Source organism: Staphylococcus cohnii species complex 1663 (assembly GCF_041008415.1).
Taxonomy (GTDB): domain Bacteria; phylum Bacillota; class Bacilli; order Staphylococcales; family Staphylococcaceae; genus Staphylococcus; species Staphylococcus ureilyticus.
Genome location: NZ_JBFDVL010000007.1, coordinates 11,788 through 36,643, shown reverse-complemented (window position 1 = coordinate 36,643; position 24,856 = coordinate 11,788). Strand labels below are relative to the sequence as shown.

Here is a 24,856-nt window from a genome sequence, read left to right as displayed (position 1 = left end):
TAAATGGCAAACTATGAAAAACGTGGAAACAACTGGCGCTATCGCATATCGCTAGGTAAAAATCCTAACACTGGTAAATATGAATATATATCTAAATCGGGTTTTGCTCGTAAATCTGATGCTAAGAATCACGCTGAAATGGTTGAAAGACAAATAAGAAATGGTGAGTATATCGCACCTTCCACTCATACATTTAATTTTGTAGCTGATGAATGGATAAATCATTATAGTAAGGATGCGAAAGTAAGTAGTGTGAGAGCAAGAGAGAAGGCAATATATCACGCTAAGCAGCAATTCGGTAATAGAAGTATACAAACCATTACAAAACGTGACTATCAAGCGTTTGTGGACGATGTGACAACACAATTCAGTAAAAATTATGTTGATAGTATTGTAAGCTCAACTAACCTTGTATTTAAGTATGCACAAGATATGAAGATAATATCTAAATTGCCTACTGAAGGTGTGAAACGTGCAAAGTATAAGCCTACTGTTGAGGATTTGGAAGAAAATACGATACATCAGAAATTCCTTGAAAAAGAAGAATTATTTGAGTTTCTAAGCGTCGCTAAAGACCACCATACCCCATTGAATAGTTTCGAAGTATTTACTACACTTGCGTATACTGGTATGCGTGCAGGCGAATTATTGGCGCTTAAATGGTCTGATATAGACTTCGAAGAATGTACGATAAGTATAACCAAAACGTATTATAATCCAAATAATAATAAGAAAAACTATCAAATACTTACACCAAAAACCGAATCGTCTATAGGCAAAATTTCAATAGATCCTAATGTAATTCAATTACTTAAAGATTATAAAGTAAATGTACAAGACAAATGGAAAAATGAGTTGTACGTGGATAACAATTTTATTTTCACAGACAACAACGGTTATCCTCTTGTGATTAAGAAATTATCACAGTGGATACAAGCTATTATGTCACAGACTAATATTGATAAAAATATAACTACCCACTCGTTCAGATACACACATTGCGCCCTTTTAATAGAAGCTGGTGTGCATATAAAAGAAATTCAGGAACGATTACGCCATAAGGATATAAATACTACAATGAACATCTACGCAAAGATTACTGAATCATATAAAAAAGACGCCTCCCAAAAGTTCAGTAAACTTATGGAAAACGTCTCAAATAATTTATTTTAAAATTTCTATGACCAAATTATGACCATTGGATAACTGTTATAGCGTCACATCGACGCTCAATGGCTATTTTACATCATACCTGGCATGCCACCCATACCTGGTTGTGGTTCATTGTTATTTTCTTCAGGAATATTGGCAACAACTGCTTCTGTTGTTAAGAACATAGCTGCAACACTTGCTGCGTGTTGAAGTGATGAGCGTGTTACTTTAGTTGGATCTACAATACCAGCTTCAAGCATATTCACCCATTCATTAGTAGCAGCATTAAAGCCAACGCCTACTTCTGAATTTTTAAGTCTTTCAACTATAATTGAGCCTTCTAAGCCAGCATTTTCTGCTATCTGACGTACAGGTGCTTCTAGAGCTTTTAAGACGATATTAACCCCTGTAGCTACGTCGCCTTCAGCTTCAATTTTTGATACTTCATCAAAAATGTTCATAAATGCTGTACCACCGCCTGCTACAATTCCTTCTTCAACGGCAGCTCTTGTAGAGTTTAAAGCATCTTCAATACGTAATTTACGCTCTTTTAACTCTGTTTCACTTGCTGCACCAACTTTAATTACTGCAACACCGCCTGCTAATTTCGCTAAGCGTTCCTGTAATTTTTCTCTATCAAAATCAGAATCAGTTTCATCAATTTGTGCTTTGATTTGACTTACTCTAGCATCGATATTGTTTTGATCACCATCACCATCGACAACTGTAGTATTGTCTTTAGTAATTTCAGCTTTATTAGCAGTACCAAGCATATCAATTGTTGCCTCTTTAAGTTCTAAGCCTAAATCGTCAGTAATCACTTGTGCACCTGTTAAAATTGCTAAATCTTCTAACATTGCTTTGCGACGATCGCCAAATCCAGGCGCTTTTACTGCAACTGCTGTAAACGTGCCACGCATACGGTTTAATACTATATTTGTTAATGCATCGCCTTCAACATCGTCAGCTACTATTAAAATTGGACGGTTAGCTTGAACCACTTGTTCCAATAACGGTAAAATATCTTGGAAAGATGAAATCTTTTTATCTGTAATTAAAATATATGGTCTTTCTAACTCTGCAACCATTTTATCTGAATCTGTGACCATATATGGAGATTGATAACCTCTGTCGAATTGCATACCTTCTACAACTTCTAATTCGGTATTAAAGCCACTTGATTCTTCAATTGTAATCACACCATCATTTCCAACTTTTTCCATTGCTTCAGAAATATATTTACCAATTTCTTCATCAGCTGCTGAAATAGAACCAACTTGTGCTATTTCATTTTTATTATCTACATTTTGTGAAATTTCATGTAAAGCTTCAATCGCTACTTCTACAGCTTTGTCAATACCTTGACGTAGTCCAACTGGGTTAGCACCACTTGTAACATTTTTCAAACCTTCTTGAATCATTGCTTGTGCTAATACAGTAGCTGTAGTTGTACCGTCTCCAGCAATTTCATTTGTCTTGTTCGCTACTTCTTGTACTAATTTAGCACCCATATTTTCATAAGGATCTTCTAATTCAATTTCTTTTGCAATTGTTACACCGTCATTAGTAATTAATGGTGAAGTGTATTCTTTATCTAATACAACATTACGTCCTTTAGGACCAATTGTAACTTTGACAGCATTTGCTAATTTATCTACACCTCTTAGCATAGATTGACGTGCATCTTCAGAGAACTTTAAATCTTTAGCCATATTTCTTAACCTCCATGTTGTTAGTATATTTTATCGTAGTTATAATTTTTATTATTCAATAATTGCTAAAATATCATCTTCGTTTAGAATTAAATATGTTTCGTCTCCACGTTTAACTTCTGTGCCAGCGTATTGTTGAAAAACAACGTTATCGCCTTCATTCACTTCAGGAGCAACTCGAGAACCATCTTTTAAAATACGTCCTGCACCTACTGCAATTATCGTACCTTCATTTGACTTCTCTTTAGCGCTATCTGTTAATACAATACCACTTTTTGTTGTTTGCTCTTGTTCTATTTTTTGAATAATTACTCGGTTACCTAATGGTTTTAACATTGATTGTTCCTCCTTAGAATTGGAAATCTTTAGCACTTTATTACCTTGAGTGCTAATCTATTTTCTATAATAATCAAAGTTGGTCAATATTTCAAGTTAAAACCATCGTTGTATATTTTGTGTATGAACATAATTTACGCTAAAATAAGATATAAACTATTTTTGGAGGTTCATTATGTCTCGTTTGTGGGTATCCATATTGACATTAGTTATTTATGGTCTAGCACAATATGGTGTTTTATTTTTACATATGGCTGGTTTTTTCAGCAATTTAAGTGGTAAATCGTTAATGTTTACCAATATTTATACACAAGTGATTTTATTTATAATTGCATCCATCATTATCATTATAATCAATAATTTCATTGCTAATCCAACACAATTAGAACAACAAACAAAAGAGAAGAAACGCTACGCAATACTATGGGCATTCGTTGGATATGTTAGTGTTATGGTTTATCAAATCATTGCTAATTTAATTAATATGTTTGTATTAGGTGGACCGCAATCAAGTCCAAATACAGAAAGGTTAATGAAAGTCGCTCAAGATATACCTGTCTTCATTATTTTAATTTCAATTGTAGGCCCAATTCTTGAAGAATATGTGTTTAGAAAAGTTATCTTTGGTGAGTTATATCAACTTATGAAAGGTAATAAGACCCTAAAATTCATTGTAGCTTCGGTAGTGAGTTCTATTATATTTAGTGCTGCACACGGTGACCCAGCTTTCTTCATCATTTACTTTGGTATGGGAATGATTTTTTCAGGATTATATGCATTTACTAAGCGCATATGGGTTCCTATTGCTGTACATATGATGCAAAATGGTTTTGTAGTTATTATTCAAGTTTTAATTGGACCAGAAAAAATAAAAGAGTTACAAGAAACTACTTCATTTATTTTTAATCTTATTGTTTAACTAACATTTTATTATAAAATAAGAAAATAGTTACATTCTCAAAATAAAGGGTTAATCCATATTATGAAATGGATTAACCCTTTTTATATTTTAGTTATTCATTATTTTTGTTTTTACGATGAACAAAGTAACCAACTACGACACCTACAAAGATAATAAAAATAGCTGTTATTAAAGCAAATAATATACGTTCAAATTTTATATCAATAGTATTTTTTGAATCTTTATCTGCAGTTTCAGTCATTTCTTCATCGCCACTAGAATGATACTCATATTTACCTGTAGCACTTTCCGTTTTGGGATTTTTCAAATCTGGCATAGAGCCAATTTCACCTGTAATCAAAGCTAAAACTTGATTATCTAAATTTTTATAATAATCCTGCGATTTTAATGGGTTAAAATACTGAAATTTAAAATAATTCGTTCCTTTCTGTAACTCATTTAAAAAAGCATTATCATCAAATCGTTGTGGTCTTAATATGGATAAAATTTCTCTATTAGAAATTTTTTCTTCACCATTGTTTAATTGCTTTACTTGGTTTACAACAAAAGGATTATATTTAAATGAACCGGTAGACATTTGGTTAAATCTATTTAAAATTTGACGGTCACTTTTTGTATGCGTCGACGCTTGATTTGTATCTTCTTTAACTGCTAAATCTCCATAATTAAAATCACTTTGATATTTATTTGATTGTGCATTTTCACTTGATCCTTTTAAGTTCGGACGCGCAGAATATGATGGTTTGATTGGTTTTGTTGGTTGATACGCATCTCCATTACCACTCTCATGATTTCCATTACTTGGTGTATTGGGATAATGAGAGTTTGACGGTGGTGTCAAATTAGGTCGGTCAGGCTTTGTCGGTGTTCCTGTACCTCCATTTGAACCGGTTGTATTTCCATCACTGGGTTTGTCTGGTTGAGGTGATGAACCTCCACCTTCATTAGGTCGGTCAGGCTTTGTCGGTGTTCCTGTACCTCCATTTGAACCGGTTGTATTTCCATCGTTGGGTTTGTCTGGTTTTGGCGATGAACCTCCACCTTCATTTGGTCGGTCAGGCTTTGTCGATGTTCCTGTACCTCCATTTGAACCGGATGTATTTCCATCACTGGGTTTGTCTGGTTTTGGCGATGAACCTCCACCTTCATTTGGTCGGTCAGGCTTTGTCGGTGTTCCTGTACCTCCATTTGAACCGGATGTATTTCCATCACTGGGTTTGTCTGGTTTTGGCGATGAACCTCCACCTTCATTTGTATCAGACGTGTCTCCTTCACTTGGTTCATCTGGTTTTGAAGATGTATCTTCATCTTTATCAGGTTGGTCAGGTTTTGATGTTTCTCCTGTATCACCGTCTTCATTTGTATCAGACGTGTCCCCTTCGCTTGGTTCATCTGGTTTTGAAGATGTATCTTCATCTTTATCAGGTTGGTCAGGTTTTGATGTTTCTCCTGTATCACCATCTTCATTTGTATCAGACGTGTCCCCTTCGCTTGGTTCATCTGGTTTTGAAGGTGATTCTTCATCTTTATTGGGTTTGTCTGGTTTTGATGTTTCTCCTGTATCACCGTCTCCATTTGTATCAGAAGTGTCTCCTTCGCTTGGTTCATCTGGTTTTGAAGATGTATCTTCATCTTTATCAGGTTGGTCAGGTTTTGGCGTCTCTTCTGTACCACCCTCTTCATTTGTATCAGATATGTCTCCTTCACTTGGATTGTCGGGTTGAATGTGTGTATCACTTCCATCATTGTTAGAAGCATTATCATTCAATGAATCATAGTTTTCATCTGATTTTAAATTATCATCTGTCAATTCATTTTTTATTATATTATTATTTTCAACGTTAGAGACAGAATTTTCTTTATCGACTACATTATAAAGGTTGGAAATTGAAGGTGCAAAATATGAACGTCCCATTTCATCAGTTTCAGCAAATTTATTCTTTGTGCCAGTCGATGTGTTATTATTTTGATCTTCAACAGCTTGAATTGGTTTAGATATTAAAGCGGCACTTATTGCAAAAGCGAAGCTAGAGATTAATACTTTATTCATTTTATACCCTTTCATTTTCTCACCTCCATATTAGTAATCCTTGTATTCATTATAATTATATTAGAAAGCTCACTTTTTTTCATTAAATAGATGGTTATTGAAAGGAAAAAGTAATAAATCTGAAATTTTTTGTAAAAACCCTATTTACAAACTCAGGTATAATTATTATACTAGATATATATTTTGAATTAATAAAGGAGCTACTATAATGGGAATTTTCTCTAAAAAATCAAAAGATTTAGATGCATTTCAAAATGCAATCGAAACAAGACGTACAATTTATAGTTTAGATAAAGAAATTTCAATTTCTGATAAAGAAGTTGAAAATATAATTGAACATGCAGTTAAACATGTACCATCTTCATTTAACTCTCAATCTACACGTATTGTTTTATTATTAAATGATAACCATGATAAATTTTGGGAAATTACAAAAGAAGCACTGAAAAATACAATGGGACCTGATCGCGATTTCCAACCGACTGCTGATAAAATTGATAATTTTAAACATTCATATGGAACAATTTTATATTTTGAAGACGAAGAAGTCATCGAAGGCTTACAAAATCAAATGCCTAATTACGCAGAAAACTTTGCAATTTGGTCTAATCAGACAAACGCAATGCATCAATTCGCTATTTGGACAGCACTAAGCACTGAAGGTATTGGGGCTTCATTACAGCATTATAACCCACTTGTAGATGTAGCTGTTTCTGAAGCTTTTGATATTCCAAAAACTTGGAAACTGATGGCACAAATGCCTTTCGGTAATATTCGTGAAGCAGCTAATGAAAAAGAATTTAATGATATAAGCAAACGATTCCTTATAAAAAAATAAAAGATTAAATATATGGAATGACATGTTATTATACATCCACCTTCAAAAACGTGGACAAAATGCATTCCTTTTCTATCAATGTTAGTATGATTGCCAAAATATGAGGCTTAGACTTCTGTGTCTTCGCCTCTTTTTTCATATCTAGATATAATACAATTTATCATATTTTGAATTTTCTAAATATATTTAGTATATTTAGTCTAATACTAATTTAAGGGGTGAAATTGATGAATATAGAAATCTTTCAACTTAAAATTGAACCAGCAAATGTTTCTTTTAATGAAGCAACCATTAAAAATTGGTTCTCTAATTATGTGACGACTGACACAGATGTTGTTGTATTGCCAGAAATGTGGAACAACGGATATGCCTTACCCCAATTGAACAAACTAGCAGATCAACAATTATCACGAAGTTTTGAGTTCATTTCAAAATTAGCTATTCAGTATCAAGTAGATATTGTAGCAGGCTCTGTATCTAATATCATGAAAGAAAGTGTATATAACACTGCCTTTGCAGTATCTAAGCAAGGCTATTTAATCAATAGTTACGATAAGGTACATCTTGTACCAATGTTAGATGAACCACTCTTTATGAGCCCAGGCAATGCTGTTCCTGAACCATTTTCACTTTCTAACGGTGTAAAAATTGCTCAAATTATTTGTTATGACTTGCGTTTCCCTGAGATACTACGTTATCCAGCACGTAAAGGAGCAGAAATCGCATTTTATGTAGCACAGTGGCCAAGTGTTAGATTAGACCATTGGATAGCTTTATTAAAAGCACGTGCGATAGAAAATGATATGTTTGTTGTCGGTTGTAATACCTGTGGTGACGATGGTAAAACTGAGTATGCTGGTAACTCAATAATTATTAATCCAAATGGTGAAATTATAGATCAACTCAATGATAAAGAAGGAAGATTAAATTGTTCGTTAAATTTAGATGAGGTTTCTAAACAACGTGAAGCAATACCCGTATTTAAAAATTTGAGACCTCATCTTTATAAATAAAACATAAAAAAACCGTGAGCTTGGGAGGGACTCACGGTTTTTTGTAACTTATTATTAAGGGAATGTTTTATACAGTTATTTCTCTATCTATTTTTGGGGATGTTATTAATTATGAAAAAAATTAGTGAATTTACCGATTAAAATGATAAATTGAATGATGTTTCCGATAGCTTACATGTTTAAATTTTAAATTGTCTCTGTTATAGACAATTTAAAATAGATTTGATTTGAGACTGGGAAAGGTCTACAAATACAAATTTAAGGGATTTGCTTAACGTATTAAGCGAGTTGTGTACTAATTTAGTACTATTTCACGAAACCACTAGCTATTACTGAAAAGGTTCTTGTCACAACATCAGCCTCCTCTTATCCGTATTCAAAGAAATGAAACCGACAACTAAACTTGTAACTCCAATAACTATACGAAGATACAGTCACAATTTAGTACAGTCAATTAGGCTCCTGCTCAAAAGCCTAACTAACAACATCATTTAAACGGCTAAGTCTAAATAATTTTATCACTTCTTTGTGATACAAGTTTATTAAACCATGAATTTTTGAAATTGCGTTTAATAATTCCTAACTCGTTATATTTCATACTTATTTGTTAAGAATTATATGTTAAAATTAAAAAGATAAGAAATACAAACAGTTAGGAATACAAAACATACACTTAAGCAATGAGACGCCTAAAATATAATTAAAATTGTATAATACGGGTGAGGAGAGAATAGCCAATGGTAAAATTAATTGACAATAAAATAGATAGACTTGCTAAACAACTTCAAATACGAAACAATCTAGATAATATAGAGTATTTGAAAATGCGTTTAGGCATGCAAGTTGTAGTAAGTAACTTTTTTAAAGCAATTGTAATTTATGGCATTTCAATCCTTTGCAACCTATTTTTATACACACTAACTGTACACTTATCATTTTTTTTAATCAGACATTTTGCACATGGTGCACATGCTAGAAGTTCTCTATTATGTTATTTAGAAAGTCTTTTTTACTTTGTTTTACTTCCTTGGATAGTCGGGTATATGAAAGTACCGTCTGAAATAATGTATACCTTGTCTTTAATAGGTTTAGTTTTAATCATAATTTTCTCACCATCTGCAACTAAAAAGCAACCTATTCCACAACGACTTAGAAAAGGAAAAAAAATTAAAGCTATCGCCGTAACATTATTATTATTAATTATTTCTGTATTTTTAGATGAACCATACCAACAACTAATGTTGCTTGGTATTACCATCATTGCAATTTTACAAATTCCAATATTTTTCCCTAAGGAGGATTATTAATTATGAATATTTTCGAATCAATTTTAACTATTTTTGCTAAGTTCTTTACTTTCATTGGTACAATCTCAAGTGTAAAACCTTGTACTGGATTTGTTGATGAACCTGAAATTCCTAAAGAATTAACAGATTTATACAAATAAAATAATAGTTACTTAGAAAGTGTGTATAACATGGCGGTTTTATTTTTATTGATTTTATCATTATTACAAGCAATTATTTTATTCTATACTTTGAGCCTTATAAGTGGTATTCATTTTATAAAGAAGGATTATATTTCTATTATTGGAATTATAATCCTTTCTGCTATTTTATTTTTTATAATTGATTCACAAGCAGTACTATTTTTATTCGTTGCTACATTAATATTTATGTATTATAAAAACAAATTTCTTGGTATTGTTACTACAATGATTTGTTTTTTTATTTTATATATGGCCAACTTTACAAGTTTGTGGTTAAGTAGTTTGATTGTAGATGTAATAGTTATCAAATATAATTTTTCAATATTTTATGCAATTACTTTCACTATGTTTTCATTAATTTACGCATACATAGCTAGGTTTTTTATAAAACGACTCTCTTTTTCAGATTTATCTTTGAATAAATTATATTTAATATTAGTTAGTTTATTTCTACTTATTATCTTAGGGTTGATATATTTTTACTTACCAAATCAAAATGTTTCATTTGGTGATGCTAAATTTATTTCAATCATGTATGCTGTGGTTATCATTACTACGGCAATTTTAATCATTACTATTTCCTTCAGCATTATACGTCAAATCCAATATAAACGTAATATTAAAGAAATAGAAAATTATTATAAATATACGTTACAAATTGAAAAGATTAATAATGAGATGCGTAAGTTTCGGCATGATTATGTTAATATCCTTTCAACATTATCTGATTATATTCGAGAAAATGATATGGAAGGTTTACGCAAATATTTCAATGAAGAAATCATACCTATGCAAGATAATATGCAAATGAAAACACTTAAAATTAATGGTATTGAAAATTTAAAAGTCCGTGAAATTAAAGGTTTAATCACAACTAAAATATTACAAGCTCAAGAAAAAAATATAAGATTAAGTATTGAAGTTCCAGAGCCAATTGAAAAAATTGATATGCCTATTATCAATTTGAGTAGAATTATTGGTATTTTATTAGACAATGCTATAGAAGCTTCAGAAAAAATAGAGGATGATCCTCTAATTCGCATTGCTTTTATCAAAAATGAAGACGATTCAGTTATGTTTATCATCATGAACAAATGTAAGCCTGATATGCCTAGAGTACATACCTTGTTCCAAGAAAATTACTCAACAAAAGGAAAAAATCGTGGTTTAGGATTATCTAACTTAAAAGAAATAACCGATGCAACTTCCAATGTTTTATTAGATACAACTATAGACAATAACTACTTTATTCAAAAAGTAGAAATACTAAATTCTAATTCATAAGGATGTGTAAATATGAAAATATTCATTTGTGAAGATGATGTAAGACAACGTGAAAATATAGTTTCTATTATCAATAATTACATCATGATAGAAGAAAAACCAATGGAAATTGAAGTAGCTACGTCAGATCCTTATGAGGTATTGGAACGTGCAAAGGAACTTAAAGATATTGGTTGTTATTTTCTTGATATACAATTAGAGGCCGATATTAACGGTATTAAATTAGCAAGTGAGATTAGAAAATATGATCCTGTGAGCAATATCATATTTGTCACAAGTCATAGTGAGCTCACTTATTTAACCTTTGTATATAAAGTTGCTGCTATGGATTTCATCTTCAAAGATGATCCTGACGAATTAAAATCCAGAGTGATCGATTGCCTCGAAACTTCAGAAACTCGATTGAAATTACTTTCAAAAGAAAGCACGGTTGAAACAATCGAACTTAAACGCGGCAGCAATTCTATTTATGTACAATACGATGATGTCATGTTCTTTGAATCATCTTCGAATTCGCATCGTTTGATTGCTCATTTGGACAATAGGCAAATTGAATTTTATGGTAATTTAAAAGAAATTGATAATTTAGACGAGCGTTTTTTCAGATGTCATAATAGTTTTGTTGTCAATAGACACAATATTGAATCCATTGATTCTAAGTCACGTATTGTTTATTTCAAAAATAATGAACACTGCTATGCTTCTGTACGTAATGTTAAAAAAATTTAATACATAAACTAAAAGGCTGAGACTACAAAAATGTCTCAGCCTTTTAACATCACTCTTCAATTTATTGTGTGAAACTCATATATGCGTTTAGCTTAAATCAACCTTCAACACCCATTCAACCTTAATCACCTTAACTTGAGAGAATTATTGCAGTCCTTCCCTTTCTTTTTAATAATCAAGTAACACTTGAACTTCATCTAAAGTAGGTATACTCTCAATAGCGCCATATTTTGTAGTAACTTTTGCAGCAACGATGTTACTAAATTGAAGCATAGTTCCACCTTCTCGTTTTAATGCTTCTATCGGATTGATAATATCAGATGCTGCTAATCTATTAATTAATGCACCTACAAAAGCATCACCGGCACCAGTCGTATCTATTGCTTTCACTTTATAACCACCATGACTAAGCACGGTACCATCTTTGAAATGAATTTCAGCACCTTCTTTACCCTTAGTGTATATAACAGCTTCTACACTACCTTGGAATAACCAAGCGATTGCTTCTTTTTCATCTTTTTTTCCAGTGACGAATGACAATTCTTCGTCTGAAATTTTAAGTATATGTGCTGATGGCAAGAATTCACGAATTGCATTTTTACAATCCGCTTCACTTGGCCATAATGGCAACCGTACGTTAGGATCAAATATAATCGTACCATTTGCTGATTTCACTTTATTTATTAACGATTTATGCGCTTGTTTCATTGGACTATCTACGAGATCAACAGAACAAAAATGTAACATATCATTTTCTGTTACAGTTATTGCATCTATATTGCTAGGTTGATATAACATATCTGCTGATGGTTTACGATAAAATGAAAAATCTCGTTCTCCTTCTTTGGTTAAACTTACAAATGCTAAAGCTGTGTTCGCTTCATCTGTTCGTCGGATATAGTTTGTAGACACACCAATATTACTTATTGTTTCTACAATTAAATCACCAAAAGCATCGTTTCCTAACTGAGTGATCATAGCTGCTTGACCACCTAATTTTGTGGTTGTACAAGCAACGTTACAAGGTGCGCCGCCTACTTGTCTTGTAAACCCTTCTACGTCTTTTAATTTTGAATCTTTTTGATTAGGAATAAAATCGATAAGTGCTTCGCCGATTGCAAGTAAACGTTTCATTTATTGTCCACCCTTTATATCATATTTTGTGAAATTGAGAAAGGCTTGCCCAGATTCAGTAGAAGCTTTAAATCCTATCGCATCATCATCTGTAAAAATTCTTGAAGTCATTACACGCTCACCATCATTACAAAATAATTCAATGCTAGATGTATCAACGAACATTTGTAATTGTGATAAAGGTGTATCCAAATAAGTGCTACGTGTTTTACCTTCTACTGGTTCTGGTAATGCGCCACTTTCACTACGATCTAATGTAATTTTTTTGTTTTTTGTATTATAAGCGATACGTAAAGATTGTGATTTTGAGGCTCTTATTTCAAAATATATTTCAGTAGCTTCGTTTTCCAAGATATCAATAATCAATTCAAATTGTTTACCTTCATATGGTTTTAAGAATCGCGTAAATTTATTAGCGTAACCTAGTGCTGTTTCTTTATTCGTTCTTAATTGTTGAAGTGCTTTAATAGGACGTTGTTTTAAATTGCCTTGTTCAATTGTCAAAATACGCGGAATTGTTAAACAATGCGCCCAACCATCTGAATCTGTAGGATAGGTCACTTCTGGTAAGCCCATCCAACCAATGAGTATTCTGTCGCCAAATTCATCTGTAAAAGTTTGAGGCGCATAAAAATCAAAACCATAATCTAATTCATGAAAATCACCATGATCCATAACAAGGTGATCTATGTCGTATTGCCCCATAATATAACCAGATTGGTAAATATTCCTGAATTTTTCACCCTCCGGTTCAATACCTTGTGGACAAAATAACAGTAAATCGAAGCCATCTAAATTAAAATAATCTGGGCATTCCCACATAAAACCAAACGCCTCAAGCTTTGTTTTTATTTCTCCTTGAAATGTCCAGTTCACAATGTCTGTTGATTGGTATTGAAGTATTCTTCCATATCCTTCTTCATTTTGTGCAGCAATGACTGCATAGTAAATTCCATCTTTAACAAACACTTTAGGATCTCTAAAATGTTGTGTATATCCTGACGGCGGTGCTGCTATTACTGCTTTTGGAAATTTTTGAACCTCGCCATTATCGAGTACTTTAGCTATATGTTGTGTCGACTTTCTATTCCAATTTTCATCTCTATGATTTCCTGTATACATATAATACAAGTTATTGTGATATGTAAATGCGCTGCCGCTATAAACACCATGACTATCATCTTTTGTATCCGGTTTTAGTGAAATCCCTTGATCTTCAAAATTTATTAAATCTTTACTTTTATATGTATACCAATATTTCAAACCATGGACTGCTCCTAAAGGAAACCACTGGTGTGAGATGTAGTATTCTCCTTTATAATAAATTAGACCGTTAGGATCATTTAAGAGTCCTGTTTTCGGCTGAATATGAAATAATTGTCTATATTTAGATTGATTCACAAGCTCAGTTAATTCATCCATTACTTCTTGATCAATATCTTCGTAACGCTGATAACGTTCATCTCTTGTCCATTCACTCACTTTATTTCCTCCTATTATTAACTACTACTTTCCGGATATTGTCCATCTCAATTCAACTCAGCATAACATTTATGCATCATTTGTTTTTATTTCATTCCTATTTAATTAGATTTGTCTTTTTATCGATTCAAAGCGCTATGGCTTCTCTTCTTCAATATCATTACACCTTGTATGATGTTTAATCAATATATGATTCCTATGTCTAAGACCACATCAGATCAACAATGCTTAACATAAGTTCTGTTTCATCAACATTCATCCCTATAAATAGTTTCTAACTTAATATTAATATTAGTATAGCTTTATTAAATGCCTTAATTTAACTTTTCGCACATTATTTTGACATCATAAATATTCATATAGACTGTAATTGAAATGATATTCTATCATCTGACAGACAATTCGCTTTGATATGTAAATCATTTTTACTATCTCTTCCAATCAATCTACTTGGCACTGTAAACATCCTCTATTTTATCATATTGTAATCCCTTTAAATACTATTAAAAATCAAAGTCAACTTGCTTTATAAACACTTTTAACAATTGACAACTTTATGAATAACACTTTCAAAAAATCATCAATATACTTTGTTAGTTTTAAGAAAATTTATAAATAGTTCAACTCGGACTAACCTCGTTTAACCTTACAACGCGTGTAACTAAATGAGAAATTTTTATAGAACTAAATAAAGTCCGAAACATAAAATATGTCTCGGACTTTTTTTCTGTAGTCAGCCTTTAACGAAGTGAAATCACTTCATATAGCATTGTGTTTTATCTTATTCAGATATCCAAATTTAGTTTTATATCACTAAGCTTTCTGAACAGTGATTGTCCAAGAAGCATCATCAAGTTGTTCATAATTAGTAACTGGGTAACCTTCTTCAGCTGCCCAATTTGGAATTGCTTCAGTTGCTTGGGTACAATCAAAATCAATTTTTAATTCGTCCCCGTTCTCTAAAGTAGTCATTTTCTTCTGTGCTTCAATCAAAGGAAAAGGACAAACCATACCTACTGTACCTAATTCATATACCATAATGAAATCCTCCTAAAAAATAAAATTTACGTCGTCTGTGTTTGTGTAGAAACTTTTTGCGTTGTAGATTTTTGAGCTTTTTTCATTGGTTTGATAAATATGAAGTAACTCATAAACCAAGCACCTAATATCATTGATGCAAGCGCGATCCAACCTTTCCAAGACATTGTAGCTGTTTCAACTAAACCATTTCCGATAGAGCAACCGCCTGCTACTGATGCACCAAATCCCATACATACGCCACCAATAACACTATTGCGGATTGTTTTTTTATCTGGTAATCTCCACTTAAATTCTCTAGCACCTTTTGCTGCAATATAAGAACCAGCAAAGATACCTAAAACAAGAAAGACACCCCAATCTAATAGTTGAACATCACCAGTTACAAAGAATTGAACAATGTTTGCAGATGGTGTTGTAATGCCTAAACCGTACATTCTACCAGTAGATTCACTCACTGGCCAAGCCAATAATGCAATGAGTCCAACTGCAATAGCTGCAACAAATGGATGGTATTTTTTTTCAAATAAATAATATCGAATTCCTGTAAATTTTTGTTTTAACTTTGGTACGGCAATTTTGGGTTTTGGTTTGCGTAGTGTTTTTACAACAAATATGAGCGTTATCATTGTTAATAAAGTGACCCAAATCCATGTCGGAATACCTGTAGTTTGAGCCATACTTGTATTTACATTAGTAGGTTTATTGATACCGTCCATTAAAGGTAATAATAAACCAAATTTAGTAGCAGCTGATGTAAATGCATATGCAATAAGTGCTATCCAACTACCAATTAATCCTTCTCCTGCTCTATACCATGTGCCAGTTGCACAACCACCTGCTAATATAATGCCAATACCAAAAATAAATGAGCCAATAACCGTACCTATGATTGGATATGTGGACTCTGGTATTTGCACTAACCCTGTTGAAGTTAAAACGAGTAGTCCGATACTTTGAACGGATATTGCTATTAATAAGGCATAAAACATTTTATTACTTTTTTGGATATACATATCCCTAAATCCACCAGCAAGACAAAACCGTGTACGTTGCATGACAAACCCCAAAAGTCCGCCTACGATTAAGCCACTGATTACTAACCACGTCATAACATTACCTCTTTTCCGATGAAATCAATATGAATTATCATATTAGATTTACAGTGAAATTTCAACCTTTCTGTTTTAAGTCTTATGAAAAGATGTGCTATGAAAACTTGCTAGTAAAAAAACTTTGCATAGACAACTAAACATCAAAAATGTTTGCATCTATACAAAGTTAATATTAAAAATTATTATTTATTACTGTAATTTTTCATAAAGAAAAGTAAAGATTGTAGTTCAATCCCTAAATCAATATGATGAACTTGAACATCTGATGGCGTATAAACACGTGTTGGTGTAAAATTTAAAATCCCTTTAATGCCAGCTCCAACTAATGTATCTGCAACTTGTTGTGCTGCATTTTCAGGCGTTGTTAATATCACGACATCAATTTGCTCTTGCTTTAAGACATCGGTGATTTTCGAAAATGGGCTTACAACCACATTGCCTATTTGTGTTCCTATCACATCATCTCGTATATCGAACGCCTCTGTAATAGTCATTTCATCATGAATAGAAAAATTATATGTTAGTAATGCTTTACCTAGGTTCCCTACACCTACGATGGCTATTTTAATTTCATCATTTTCACTTATTTCATTTTTAAAAAAATGTAACAAGCTATCAATATTATAACCATACCCTTTTTTGCCTAATTCACCAAAATAAGAAAAATCACGACGAATTGTTGCAGAATCAATGTTCAAACCTTCACTAATTGTTTTAGAATTAACTCTGTCTATCCCTTTAGATTTCAAAGTATTGACGAATCTATAATATAACGGTAACCGTTTTAACGTGGCACGAGGAATCTTTTCGCTTTGGTTAGCCAAGATCTTGTCCTCCTATACTATAATGTCTAATTAATCTTATAATTACTACAACATTATACATTAATACATTATAAAAATAAACACTGGTAGTTTTAACAACACGCAGAATACGGTAGAATGATAATGAATAGAGAGGTGCAAAATCGGATGATATTATTACAATTAAATGACATTACTAAATCATTCGACGGAGAAGATATTTTTAACAATGTAGATTTTGAAGTGAAAACTGGTGAACGCATTGGTATCGTAGGACGTAACGGTGCTGGTAAATCTACATTAATGAAAATTATTGCTGGCGTCGAAGGTTATGATAGTGGACATGTTTCAAAAAGTAAAAATTTAAAACTTGGTTATTTAACACAACAAATGACACTCAACACAAACCAAACTGTGATTGAAGAAATGTCTAAACCTTTTGAAAATATGAAAAAGCTAGAAGCTGAAATGAAAAAAGAAACAGATTGGTTAGCACAACATGCAAATGCATATGATACAGACGAATATAAAAGTCATATCGATCGTTATGAATATTTATCCAATGAATTCGAACAACAGGATGGATATCAATATGAAAGTAAAATAAAAACCGTGCTCCATGGACTGAATTTTACTGAAGCGGATTTCAATCGCCCTATTAATGATTTTAGTGGTGGTCAAAAAACTAGGCTTTCATTAGCCCAAATGTTATTAAGTGAACCTGATTTATTATTACTTGATGAACCTACTAACCATTTGGATATGGAAACAACACAATGGTTAGAAAGTTATTTAAACTATTTTAAAGGTGCTATTGTTATCATTAGCCATGACAGATATTTTTTAGATAAAATAGTCAATCAAATCTATGATGTAGCCCTTGGCGATGTGCAACATTATATAGGTAATTATAAACAATTTATTGAAAAAAGAGATAAGTATTATGAAAAACGCATGCAAGAATATGAACGTCAACAAGATGAGATTAAACGCTTAGAAACTTTTGTTGAGAAAAATATAGCAAGGGCTTCAACTACTGGTATGGCAAAAAGCCGTAGAAAAATGCTTGAAAAAATGGAAAGAATCAATAAACCAATGGTTGATGCCAAAAGTGCTAATATCCAATTTGACTTTGATAGAAATACAGGAAATGATGTTTTCCATATCAAAGATTTAGATATTGGATATGAGCAGCCAGTTACCAAAGGTATCAATATTGAAGTGACTAAAGGAGACCATATCGCCATTATTGGGCCTAACGGTATCGGAAAATCAACTTTAATCAAAACAATTGCAGGTATTCAACCGAAATTGAACGGAGAAATCACTACTGGTGCAAATTTAAAAATCGGTTACTATGACCAAAAACAAGCTGAATTCAAATCTAGTAAAACAATACTAGATTATCTGTGGGACCAATACCCTTCAATGAATGAAAAAGATATTCGCGCAGTACTCGGCCGATTTTTATTTGTACAAGAAGATGTTAAAAAAATCATTAATGACCTTTCTGGCGGTGAAAAAGCTAGATTGCAATTAGCTTTATTAATGCTTGAGCGTAACAATGTACTTATCTTAGATGAACCTACAAATCATCTCGATATAGATTCAAAAGAAATGTTAGAGCAAGCATTGGATCATTTTGAAGGTACGATTTTATTTGTTTCTCACGATCGTTATTTTATCAATCAACTTGCAAACAAAGTTTATGATTTGGACATTCATGGTGGCACTATGTATTTAGGCAATTATCAATATTTTATTGAGAAGAAAGAAGAAAATGAAGCAATTCAAGCTAAAAAGGAAAATGAAACTTCACATCAAACAAAACCAATAGAATCACAAAATGATCATTATACCGATCAAAAACTTCAAAAACGTGAACAACGCCAAATTGAAAGACAAATTGATGAATGCGAAACTAAAATAGATAACTTTGAAACTAAAATCAATGAAATCAATGAAATGCTAACTCTACCAGATATATACAGTGATCCAGAGGAAGCAAAGCGTTTAGCTAACGAGAAAGAAAATAACGAACAAGCATTAGAACAAGTTATGTCAGAATGGGCAGAATTACAAGAAAAGTTAATTTAAAGCATATTTGAACTAAAAGTACGAAAATGAAAAATTCATTTTTCGTACTTTTTTATTAACTTTTTACACATTAACTATTCACAACTTTAACCCTATCATCAAAGCTATCCACAGAGTTATCCTAGTTATACACAGGTAAAATGTTACTTTTTCGCCAATGAATATTCAGAAAACAATGTATGTCCACACATTTGCCCACGACTTATCAACAAGTTATACACTAATTGTTGATAAGTACGCACGTTCTCTATTGACATCTATAAATATTTAACTTAAATAGCGATTTGTATATCAATTTATTTCATGACATAATAAAGCATATTAATCTAGTATGAGGTGAAACTTATGTTTCCTATTCTTTGGTTCCTAATCGCTTTAATAATTGGAACAACTCTTTTATTTATTATCACAACAATCATTGCCAATAAAAAGTTAATACATGATATCAAACCTTTATGGTCCTTAAGAAAGCCTTTAGAATCTTTTGTACGACCAAATCACAGGTATAGTTATCAATTCGATACATATAAACACCAGTTTGATGAAACAAATCTGATAGATGATAAAACTTACGCAGACTTGAATTTAAAAGCCCTTTTCGACAGCATGAACTTTAATTTCACTGCTATTGGTGAGATGCGTTTATATGCAACTTTAAGGAAAATGTTTACCATTCATAATCAGATGTTAATTCAAAAATTTAAAAATGACGAACTTTTTCGACTAAAGATATCGACCCACCTTGCTAAAATCGGTAAAGCAATTTATCCAACGTTCCCTGATCAACTAACCACAGTGAAACGCAATCATCTGTATATGTTGACTACATATTTACCGTTAGTCTTTTTACTGTTTGCATTTTTAAAACCTGAAATCGGTATTCTTTTAACTATACTTGTTGCTATATTTAATATGATTTTAAGTGGCGTACTCAAAAGGACATTTGATCAAGACTTAAATTCATTATTTTATACATCAAATGTTATTAAAAAGGCTTATGCAATTCACAAAATAGATGGTGCCCCTACCATTGATGTTGACTTTAGTCATTTTAAAGTTGCTCGTAGGCTAAGTGGTCTATTGGGAAGAGTAAATACAGCAGAAGATTCTATGGTATTTGCATTCTTATTAAAAGCAATATTTATGTTGGACTACCATATCTTCCATCTAATACAACATAGCTTTAAAAAATATGAAGCTGAAGTTATGGCGTGTTATGAATATATAGGAAGTATAGACAATCACTATGCAATAGCATTGTGGAGAGAAACATTAACACAATATGCATTGCCTCAAGCAAGTAATGAGGATTCAGTAGAATTTGAAGCACTTACTCATCCACTGCTTGTCGATGCTATTTCTAATGATTTAGTAATTAATAGTCATATATTATTAACTGGTTCGAACGCGTCAGGTAAGTCAACATTTATGAAAGCAATCGCCTTAAATCTTTTACTCGCTCAAACGATAAATACAGTTACTGCAAAGTACTTTAAATATAAACCTGGCTTAATTTTCACCTCCATGGTGAACCAAGATGATATCTTGTCTGGCGATAGTTATTTTATGACAGAAATCAAATCTATTAAACGATTGTTTGATTTAAAAACAGAGGATAAAATTTATTGCTTCATTGATGAAATATTTAAAGGGACTAATACAACAGAACGAATTGCCGCTTCTGAATCCGTGTTAAATTATTTAGGCAATAGCCAAAATTACGAAATCATAGCTGCGACCCATGATATTGAATTAGCTACATTATTAGAATATCAGTACAAAAACTTTCACTTTAACGAAACCATTTATGAAAATGAGATTGCTTTTGATTTTAAAATTAAACCTGGCAAAGCAGATACAAGAAATGCAATTGAATTATTAAGAATCTTAAAATTTCCTAATCAAGTATATACACGTGCTAAAACATCCTCCAATCAATTCCTTTAAGTCTTAGACCGAATCATTTAACTATAAATGCGCTAATAAATACAGAAAAGGAACAATGAAGTTTGTATTTGCTTCATTGTTCCTTTATTTGTTTTAACTATTTTATTCAGCATTAATCATCCAAGTAATACCGAAAGGATCATTAAACATGCCATATAATTCTGACCACTCCGTTTTACCTAACGGCATTGCCTCTTCACAACCAGCTGCTATTGCATTGTTAAAGAAATCAATGGCTAGTTGTTTATCCGCTTCATTACTGTGATCAAATGTAAATGTTACAATTGCACCACTATTATCGATTTTTTTATTTTTCCATGTGTCACTACAATAAAATGTTTCACCTAAAACTTTAAATGAAGCATTCATTGTAAAGTTTTTGTCTACTTGGAATTCTTCTGGCATATCTTTAAACATTTCATGGTCACCACCAATACGTTGAATATCTGTGGCACCTAAATTTTTTTCATAAAAGTCTAATGCTGCTAAACTATTTTCAAAATTAAAATACTGAACTGATTTCATTTATAAGCCGCCTCCTGATAATGTAATTCTAAATTTACATTATTCTATATAGTATGACTACACATTAAAATATATACCCCTTTTTTAATATTTAAACATTTGAACTTAATAATATTTATAATGTACATATTTTTTTATTTAACGAAATACATAGCATTAAACTTTTAAAAAAGAAGTAGAAACATCAAACATTGATTTAATATTCCTACTTCCTAATTTCATATATAATTAATCTAAGCTGTATCCATTTTTATAGAGATAATATCATATTAAGTTAATATTACACTAAATGAAGTGATTACATTTTTAAATGTTCATCCTATCAAGTTTATTTGTTTATTGAAAATTGCTCTATATCCATATCATTAAATCCATTTAATGACATGTCACCAACACATCCAGCTTGATATAAATAATGTGCTGCAGCACCAATCATAGCAGCATTATCTGTACAAAGTTTTGGGCTCGGTATTCGCAAATTAATCTCATGTTGCTTACAGGATTTATCAAGCGCTGCTCTTAAACCTTTATTACTGGCGACACCACCCGCAATAATTAACTGTTTCACATCATATGCCTCACAAGCTGACACTGCTTTGCCAACTAAAACTTCGACAACACTATTTTGAAAACTCGTTGCTACATCTTCAGGTTTTATTTCAGCTCCTTTTTGTCGTAAATTATGCAATTTATTTATGACTGCACTTTTTAATCCACTAAAACTAAAATCGTAACTATTAGCCTCTAACCAAACTCTCGGGAAATTATAGCTATCTTGACCTTTTGCAGCTAATCGATCAACTTGTGGCCCACCTGGATAGCCTAAACCAATCGTTCTCGCCACTTTATCATAGGCTTCGCCAACAGCATCATCTCTAGTTTCTCCTATGACTTCAAAATTCAAATGATCTTTCATGTATACTAGTTCAGTATGCCCACCTGACACGATTAATGCTATTAAAGGAAATTGTAATGGTTGTTCTAAATGATTCGCATAAATATGTCCTGCAATATGATGTACAGGTATCAATGGTTTATCGTAAGCAAAAGCTAACGCCTTAGCTGCATTAATGCCTACTAACAATGCACCTATGAGTCCAGGACCCTGAGTTACCGCTACTGCATCTATATCTTCCATGGATACATTTGCTTCATATAATGCTTGATCAATTGTCGTTGTAATACCTTCCACGTGGTGCCGGCTAGCGACCTCAGGTACCACACCTCCAAATCGCTTATGACTTTCAATTTGACTCAATACAATATTACTTAAAATTTCTGTGCCTTGCTTAATAATGCTTACACTTGTTTCGTCACAACTTGACTCAACTGCTAAAATCAATGTTTGATTACTCATTTAAATTCACCCACATCACTATTGCATCCTCACCTTCACCATAATAGTTCTTACGTTTGCCTCCAAATTGGAATCCTAAATTTGTATACACATGTTGTGCCACCACATTATCTATCCGAACCTCTAAACTCATAATTTCACATTTGGTTTGTACATAATTCATCGCATATTTTAATAATAATTGTCCTAATCCATAGCCTCTATATAATTCATCTATCGCAACTGTTGTAATCTGCGCTTGGTCTATCACTATCCAAATGCCAATATAACCAATAATCACACCATTAAACTCAATTATAAAATAATGTGCAAACTCATTCTGTTCTATTTCATGATAAAAAGCATCGATTGTCCAACTACTGTCGTTAAAACTATTTCTTTCAATATCAAATACTTGAGGTACATCCTTCAAAGTCATCAAGCGTATATTTAGTTCTTTTTCTGTTGGTTTAACCAATTTCTTTCGGCCTCTGACAATTTAATATAATTGGGTTTAAATTGATGTATATCTTCAGTAGTTTCAACTAAATGCTTCATATATTTTGCTTTTGGTATATTAGGTATGCAATCACTATCTAATAAATCTTTTACTTTTTCAGTGTCTATGCCAACAAATACATATGGTTTTCCCATTCTATGTAATAAGTTGAGAAGTTCTTGTATTGGTAAATATTGATCTTCTTCTACTTGGAGCAATTGGTTTCCATTATATCGATAAACTCCAGTGTATACTGCTTCTCTACGTGCATCAAATATCGGCACCAAAAGTCGTTCATCGTCTTGAACAGTTGCAGCTAACGCTTTTAGCGAAGAAACACCATATAGTTCAGCATTCAATGCATAGGCCAAAGTTTTAGCAACCGTTACGCCAATTCTAAGTCCAGTATAAGAGCCAGGTCCTTGCGCGACAATAATCGCATTTATTTCTTCTTTTGCAATTCCACTCTCATGAAACAACTGTTGAATCGCCGGCATTAACTGAGTAGAATGATTTTGCTTCACGTTAGTATTGATTTCACCTAGTACTACATTATTTTGCATAACTGCAACAGACAACGGTTGATTAGATGTATCAATCAACAGATAAATCATGTTCAACGGCCTCCTTTAACGTTTTGTAATGTTGACCTACTGCTTTCATTTCTATATTTCTTGTCGTTTCATTTATGGTTTTAATATCTATAGTTAGGTGATTATTTGGTAAAAATGATTCGATAAATTCACTCCACTCAATCAATGTGACAGCTTGATCTTCAAAATATTCATCAAATCCCAAATCTTCTTCACTATCTTCTAATCTATAGCAATCCATATGATGTAACTTAAATGCGTTTCCTTGATAAGATTTAATGATGTTAAACGTTGGAGAATTTATATTGCGTTTTACGCCCATAGCTTTACCAATAAATTGCGTTAATGTTGTCTTACCAGCACCTAAATCACCATTTAATAAAATAATATCCCCTGCAGATAAATGTTTCGCTAACAATTTTGCAAAATGTTCCATACTTTCTAAATCATTTATTTTAATCATATGTCTCTCCTTTTTAACGACACTTCCAAATCAATTGGATTAGTGTCGCATATGCTTGTGCATCGCTCAAGTATTTCTATTTACTTCCAAATCAATAATGATGGATAAAAAATGTTTTAAATTCACTAACATTAAAAGTGACTACTTTCTTATTGATTTTTATCAGCACTAAATGATCATCTATTACTTTAATACTTTATTATCATTAAATTAACTACTATAGTTTAACAAATTTTTTCTTATTTTACTTCAAACTAAAACAAGTTCCAACATTTTGAAATTATTTGAATTGATAGAAA

At 32.0% G+C, this 24,856-nt stretch carries 23 protein-coding genes; 10 read left to right on the top strand and 13 right to left on the bottom strand.

Translation table 11 applies throughout. The features are described from left to right. Positions 1-3: 3 nt before the first annotated feature. The gene (locus tag AB1J10_RS09710) at positions 4-1,173 is read left to right on the top strand and encodes a tyrosine-type recombinase/integrase (protein ID WP_115342052.1); all 1,170 of its coding nucleotides are present in this window, start codon (positions 4-6) and stop codon (positions 1,171-1,173) included. 68 nt (positions 1,174-1,241) lie between these two features. On the opposite strand, the gene groL is transcribed toward AB1J10_RS09710, so the two are convergent. Together groL and groES are read right to left on the bottom strand one after the other, a co-directional pair. Continuing rightward, a complete protein-coding gene (gene groL, locus AB1J10_RS09705) occupies positions 1,242-2,864 on the bottom strand; it encodes a chaperonin GroEL (RefSeq protein WP_070039273.1) in 1,623 nt (540 codons plus the stop codon). Between the two features lie 51 nt (positions 2,865-2,915). After that, the gene (groES, locus tag AB1J10_RS09700) at positions 2,916-3,200 is read right to left on the bottom strand and encodes a co-chaperone GroES (protein WP_019469562.1); all 285 of its coding nucleotides are present in this window, start codon (positions 3,198-3,200) and stop codon (positions 2,916-2,918) included. A 175-nt stretch (positions 3,201-3,375) separates the two neighbouring features. Between groES and mroQ the strand changes: the two genes are divergently transcribed. Then, positions 3,376-4,119: an intramembrane glutamic endopeptidase MroQ gene (gene mroQ / locus AB1J10_RS09695; RefSeq protein WP_064209758.1), complete on the top strand. Its 744-nt coding sequence runs from the start codon at positions 3,376-3,378 to the stop codon at positions 4,117-4,119. Positions 4,120-4,213: 94 nt separating this feature from the next. Here the strand turns inward: mroQ and AB1J10_RS09690 are convergent, their stop codons facing one another. Beyond that, the gene (locus tag AB1J10_RS09690) at positions 4,214-6,187 is read right to left on the bottom strand and encodes an SdrH family protein (protein ID WP_369003107.1); all 1,974 of its coding nucleotides are present in this window, start codon (positions 6,185-6,187) and stop codon (positions 4,214-4,216) included. 193 nt (positions 6,188-6,380) lie between these two features. On the opposite strand from AB1J10_RS09690, the gene AB1J10_RS09685 reads away from it, so the two are divergent. From AB1J10_RS09685 to agrA, 6 genes are all read left to right on the top strand, one after another. After that, positions 6,381-7,010, top strand: a complete 630-nt coding sequence (locus tag AB1J10_RS09685; RefSeq protein WP_046208001.1) for a nitroreductase family protein — start codon at positions 6,381-6,383, stop codon at positions 7,008-7,010. Between the two features lie 227 nt (positions 7,011-7,237). Further along, positions 7,238-8,023 (top strand): carbon-nitrogen family hydrolase, encoded by a 786-nt coding sequence (locus AB1J10_RS09680; RefSeq protein ID WP_064209760.1) that lies wholly within the window; start codon positions 7,238-7,240, stop codon positions 8,021-8,023. 737 nt (positions 8,024-8,760) lie between these two features. Continuing rightward, positions 8,761-9,330 (top strand): accessory gene regulator AgrB, encoded by a 570-nt coding sequence (locus AB1J10_RS09675; RefSeq protein ID WP_046208003.1) that lies wholly within the window; start codon positions 8,761-8,763, stop codon positions 9,328-9,330. Between the two features lie 2 nt (positions 9,331-9,332). Continuing rightward, entirely contained in the window at positions 9,333-9,470 is a 138-nt protein-coding gene (gene agrD / locus AB1J10_RS09670; RefSeq protein WP_046208004.1) for a cyclic lactone autoinducer peptide AgrD, read from the top strand. A gap of 30 nt (positions 9,471-9,500) precedes the next feature. After that, positions 9,501-10,796, top strand: coding sequence for a quorum-sensing sensor histidine kinase AgrC (gene agrC, locus AB1J10_RS09665; RefSeq protein WP_046208005.1), 1,296 nt, complete (start codon positions 9,501-9,503; stop codon positions 10,794-10,796). A 12-nt stretch (positions 10,797-10,808) separates the two neighbouring features. Next, positions 10,809-11,525 (top strand): quorum-sensing response regulator AgrA, encoded by a 717-nt coding sequence (gene agrA, locus AB1J10_RS09660; protein ID WP_046208006.1) that lies wholly within the window; start codon positions 10,809-10,811, stop codon positions 11,523-11,525. A gap of 168 nt (positions 11,526-11,693) precedes the next feature. Here agrA and AB1J10_RS09655 read toward each other — a convergent pair whose 3' ends face one another. From AB1J10_RS09655 to AB1J10_RS09635, 5 genes are all read right to left on the bottom strand, one after another. Continuing rightward, on the bottom strand, positions 11,694-12,659 hold the full coding sequence (locus tag AB1J10_RS09655) for a carbohydrate kinase family protein (protein ID WP_107365418.1): 966 nt from the start codon (positions 12,657-12,659) through the stop codon (positions 11,694-11,696). Beyond that, entirely contained in the window at positions 12,660-14,141 is a 1,482-nt protein-coding gene (locus tag AB1J10_RS09650; RefSeq protein ID WP_064209765.1) for a sucrose-6-phosphate hydrolase, read from the bottom strand. 813 nt (positions 14,142-14,954) lie between these two features. Next, positions 14,955-15,179 (bottom strand): sulfurtransferase TusA family protein, encoded by a 225-nt coding sequence (locus tag AB1J10_RS09645; protein WP_019469551.1) that lies wholly within the window; start codon positions 15,177-15,179, stop codon positions 14,955-14,957. Positions 15,180-15,205: 26 nt separating this feature from the next. Further along, positions 15,206-16,291, bottom strand: a complete 1,086-nt coding sequence (locus AB1J10_RS09640) for a YeeE/YedE family protein (protein ID WP_107365417.1) — start codon at positions 16,289-16,291, stop codon at positions 15,206-15,208. Between the two features lie 185 nt (positions 16,292-16,476). Continuing rightward, positions 16,477-17,118 (bottom strand): redox-sensing transcriptional repressor Rex, encoded by a 642-nt coding sequence (locus AB1J10_RS09635; protein ID WP_046206525.1) that lies wholly within the window; start codon positions 17,116-17,118, stop codon positions 16,477-16,479. Between the two features lie 147 nt (positions 17,119-17,265). Between AB1J10_RS09635 and AB1J10_RS09630 the strand changes: the two genes are divergently transcribed. Further along, positions 17,266-19,194, top strand: coding sequence for an ABC transporter ATP-binding protein (locus tag AB1J10_RS09630; RefSeq protein WP_107365416.1), 1,929 nt, complete (start codon positions 17,266-17,268; stop codon positions 19,192-19,194). A gap of 345 nt (positions 19,195-19,539) precedes the next feature. Next, the gene (locus tag AB1J10_RS09625) at positions 19,540-21,141 is read left to right on the top strand and encodes a MutS-related protein (RefSeq protein WP_107365415.1); all 1,602 of its coding nucleotides are present in this window, start codon (positions 19,540-19,542) and stop codon (positions 21,139-21,141) included. A gap of 102 nt (positions 21,142-21,243) precedes the next feature. On the opposite strand, the gene AB1J10_RS09620 is transcribed toward AB1J10_RS09625, so the two are convergent. The 5 genes from AB1J10_RS09620 to tsaE all read right to left on the bottom strand — a co-directional run bounded on the left by AB1J10_RS09620 (position 21,244) and on the right by tsaE (position 24,557). Next, positions 21,244-21,666, bottom strand: a complete 423-nt coding sequence (locus AB1J10_RS09620) for a VOC family protein (RefSeq protein WP_064209770.1) — start codon at positions 21,664-21,666, stop codon at positions 21,244-21,246. A gap of 328 nt (positions 21,667-21,994) precedes the next feature. Continuing rightward, positions 21,995-23,023, bottom strand: a complete 1,029-nt coding sequence (gene tsaD / locus AB1J10_RS09615) for a tRNA (adenosine(37)-N6)-threonylcarbamoyltransferase complex transferase subunit TsaD (protein WP_107365414.1) — start codon at positions 23,021-23,023, stop codon at positions 21,995-21,997. Further along, positions 23,016-23,480 (bottom strand): ribosomal protein S18-alanine N-acetyltransferase, encoded by a 465-nt coding sequence (gene rimI / locus AB1J10_RS09610; protein ID WP_070658268.1) that lies wholly within the window; start codon positions 23,478-23,480, stop codon positions 23,016-23,018. Before rimI ends, tsaD begins: the two co-directional genes overlap by 8 nt. Further along, positions 23,453-24,115, bottom strand: a complete 663-nt coding sequence (tsaB, locus tag AB1J10_RS09605) for a tRNA (adenosine(37)-N6)-threonylcarbamoyltransferase complex dimerization subunit type 1 TsaB (RefSeq protein ID WP_046206530.1) — start codon at positions 24,113-24,115, stop codon at positions 23,453-23,455. Before tsaB ends, rimI begins: the two co-directional genes overlap by 28 nt. Beyond that, complete coding sequence (tsaE, locus tag AB1J10_RS09600) at positions 24,096-24,557, bottom strand: tRNA (adenosine(37)-N6)-threonylcarbamoyltransferase complex ATPase subunit type 1 TsaE (RefSeq protein WP_070039252.1); 462 nt, start codon at positions 24,555-24,557, stop codon at positions 24,096-24,098. The genes tsaB and tsaE overlap by 20 nt, the downstream gene beginning before the upstream one ends. Positions 24,558-24,856 lie beyond the last annotated feature (299 nt).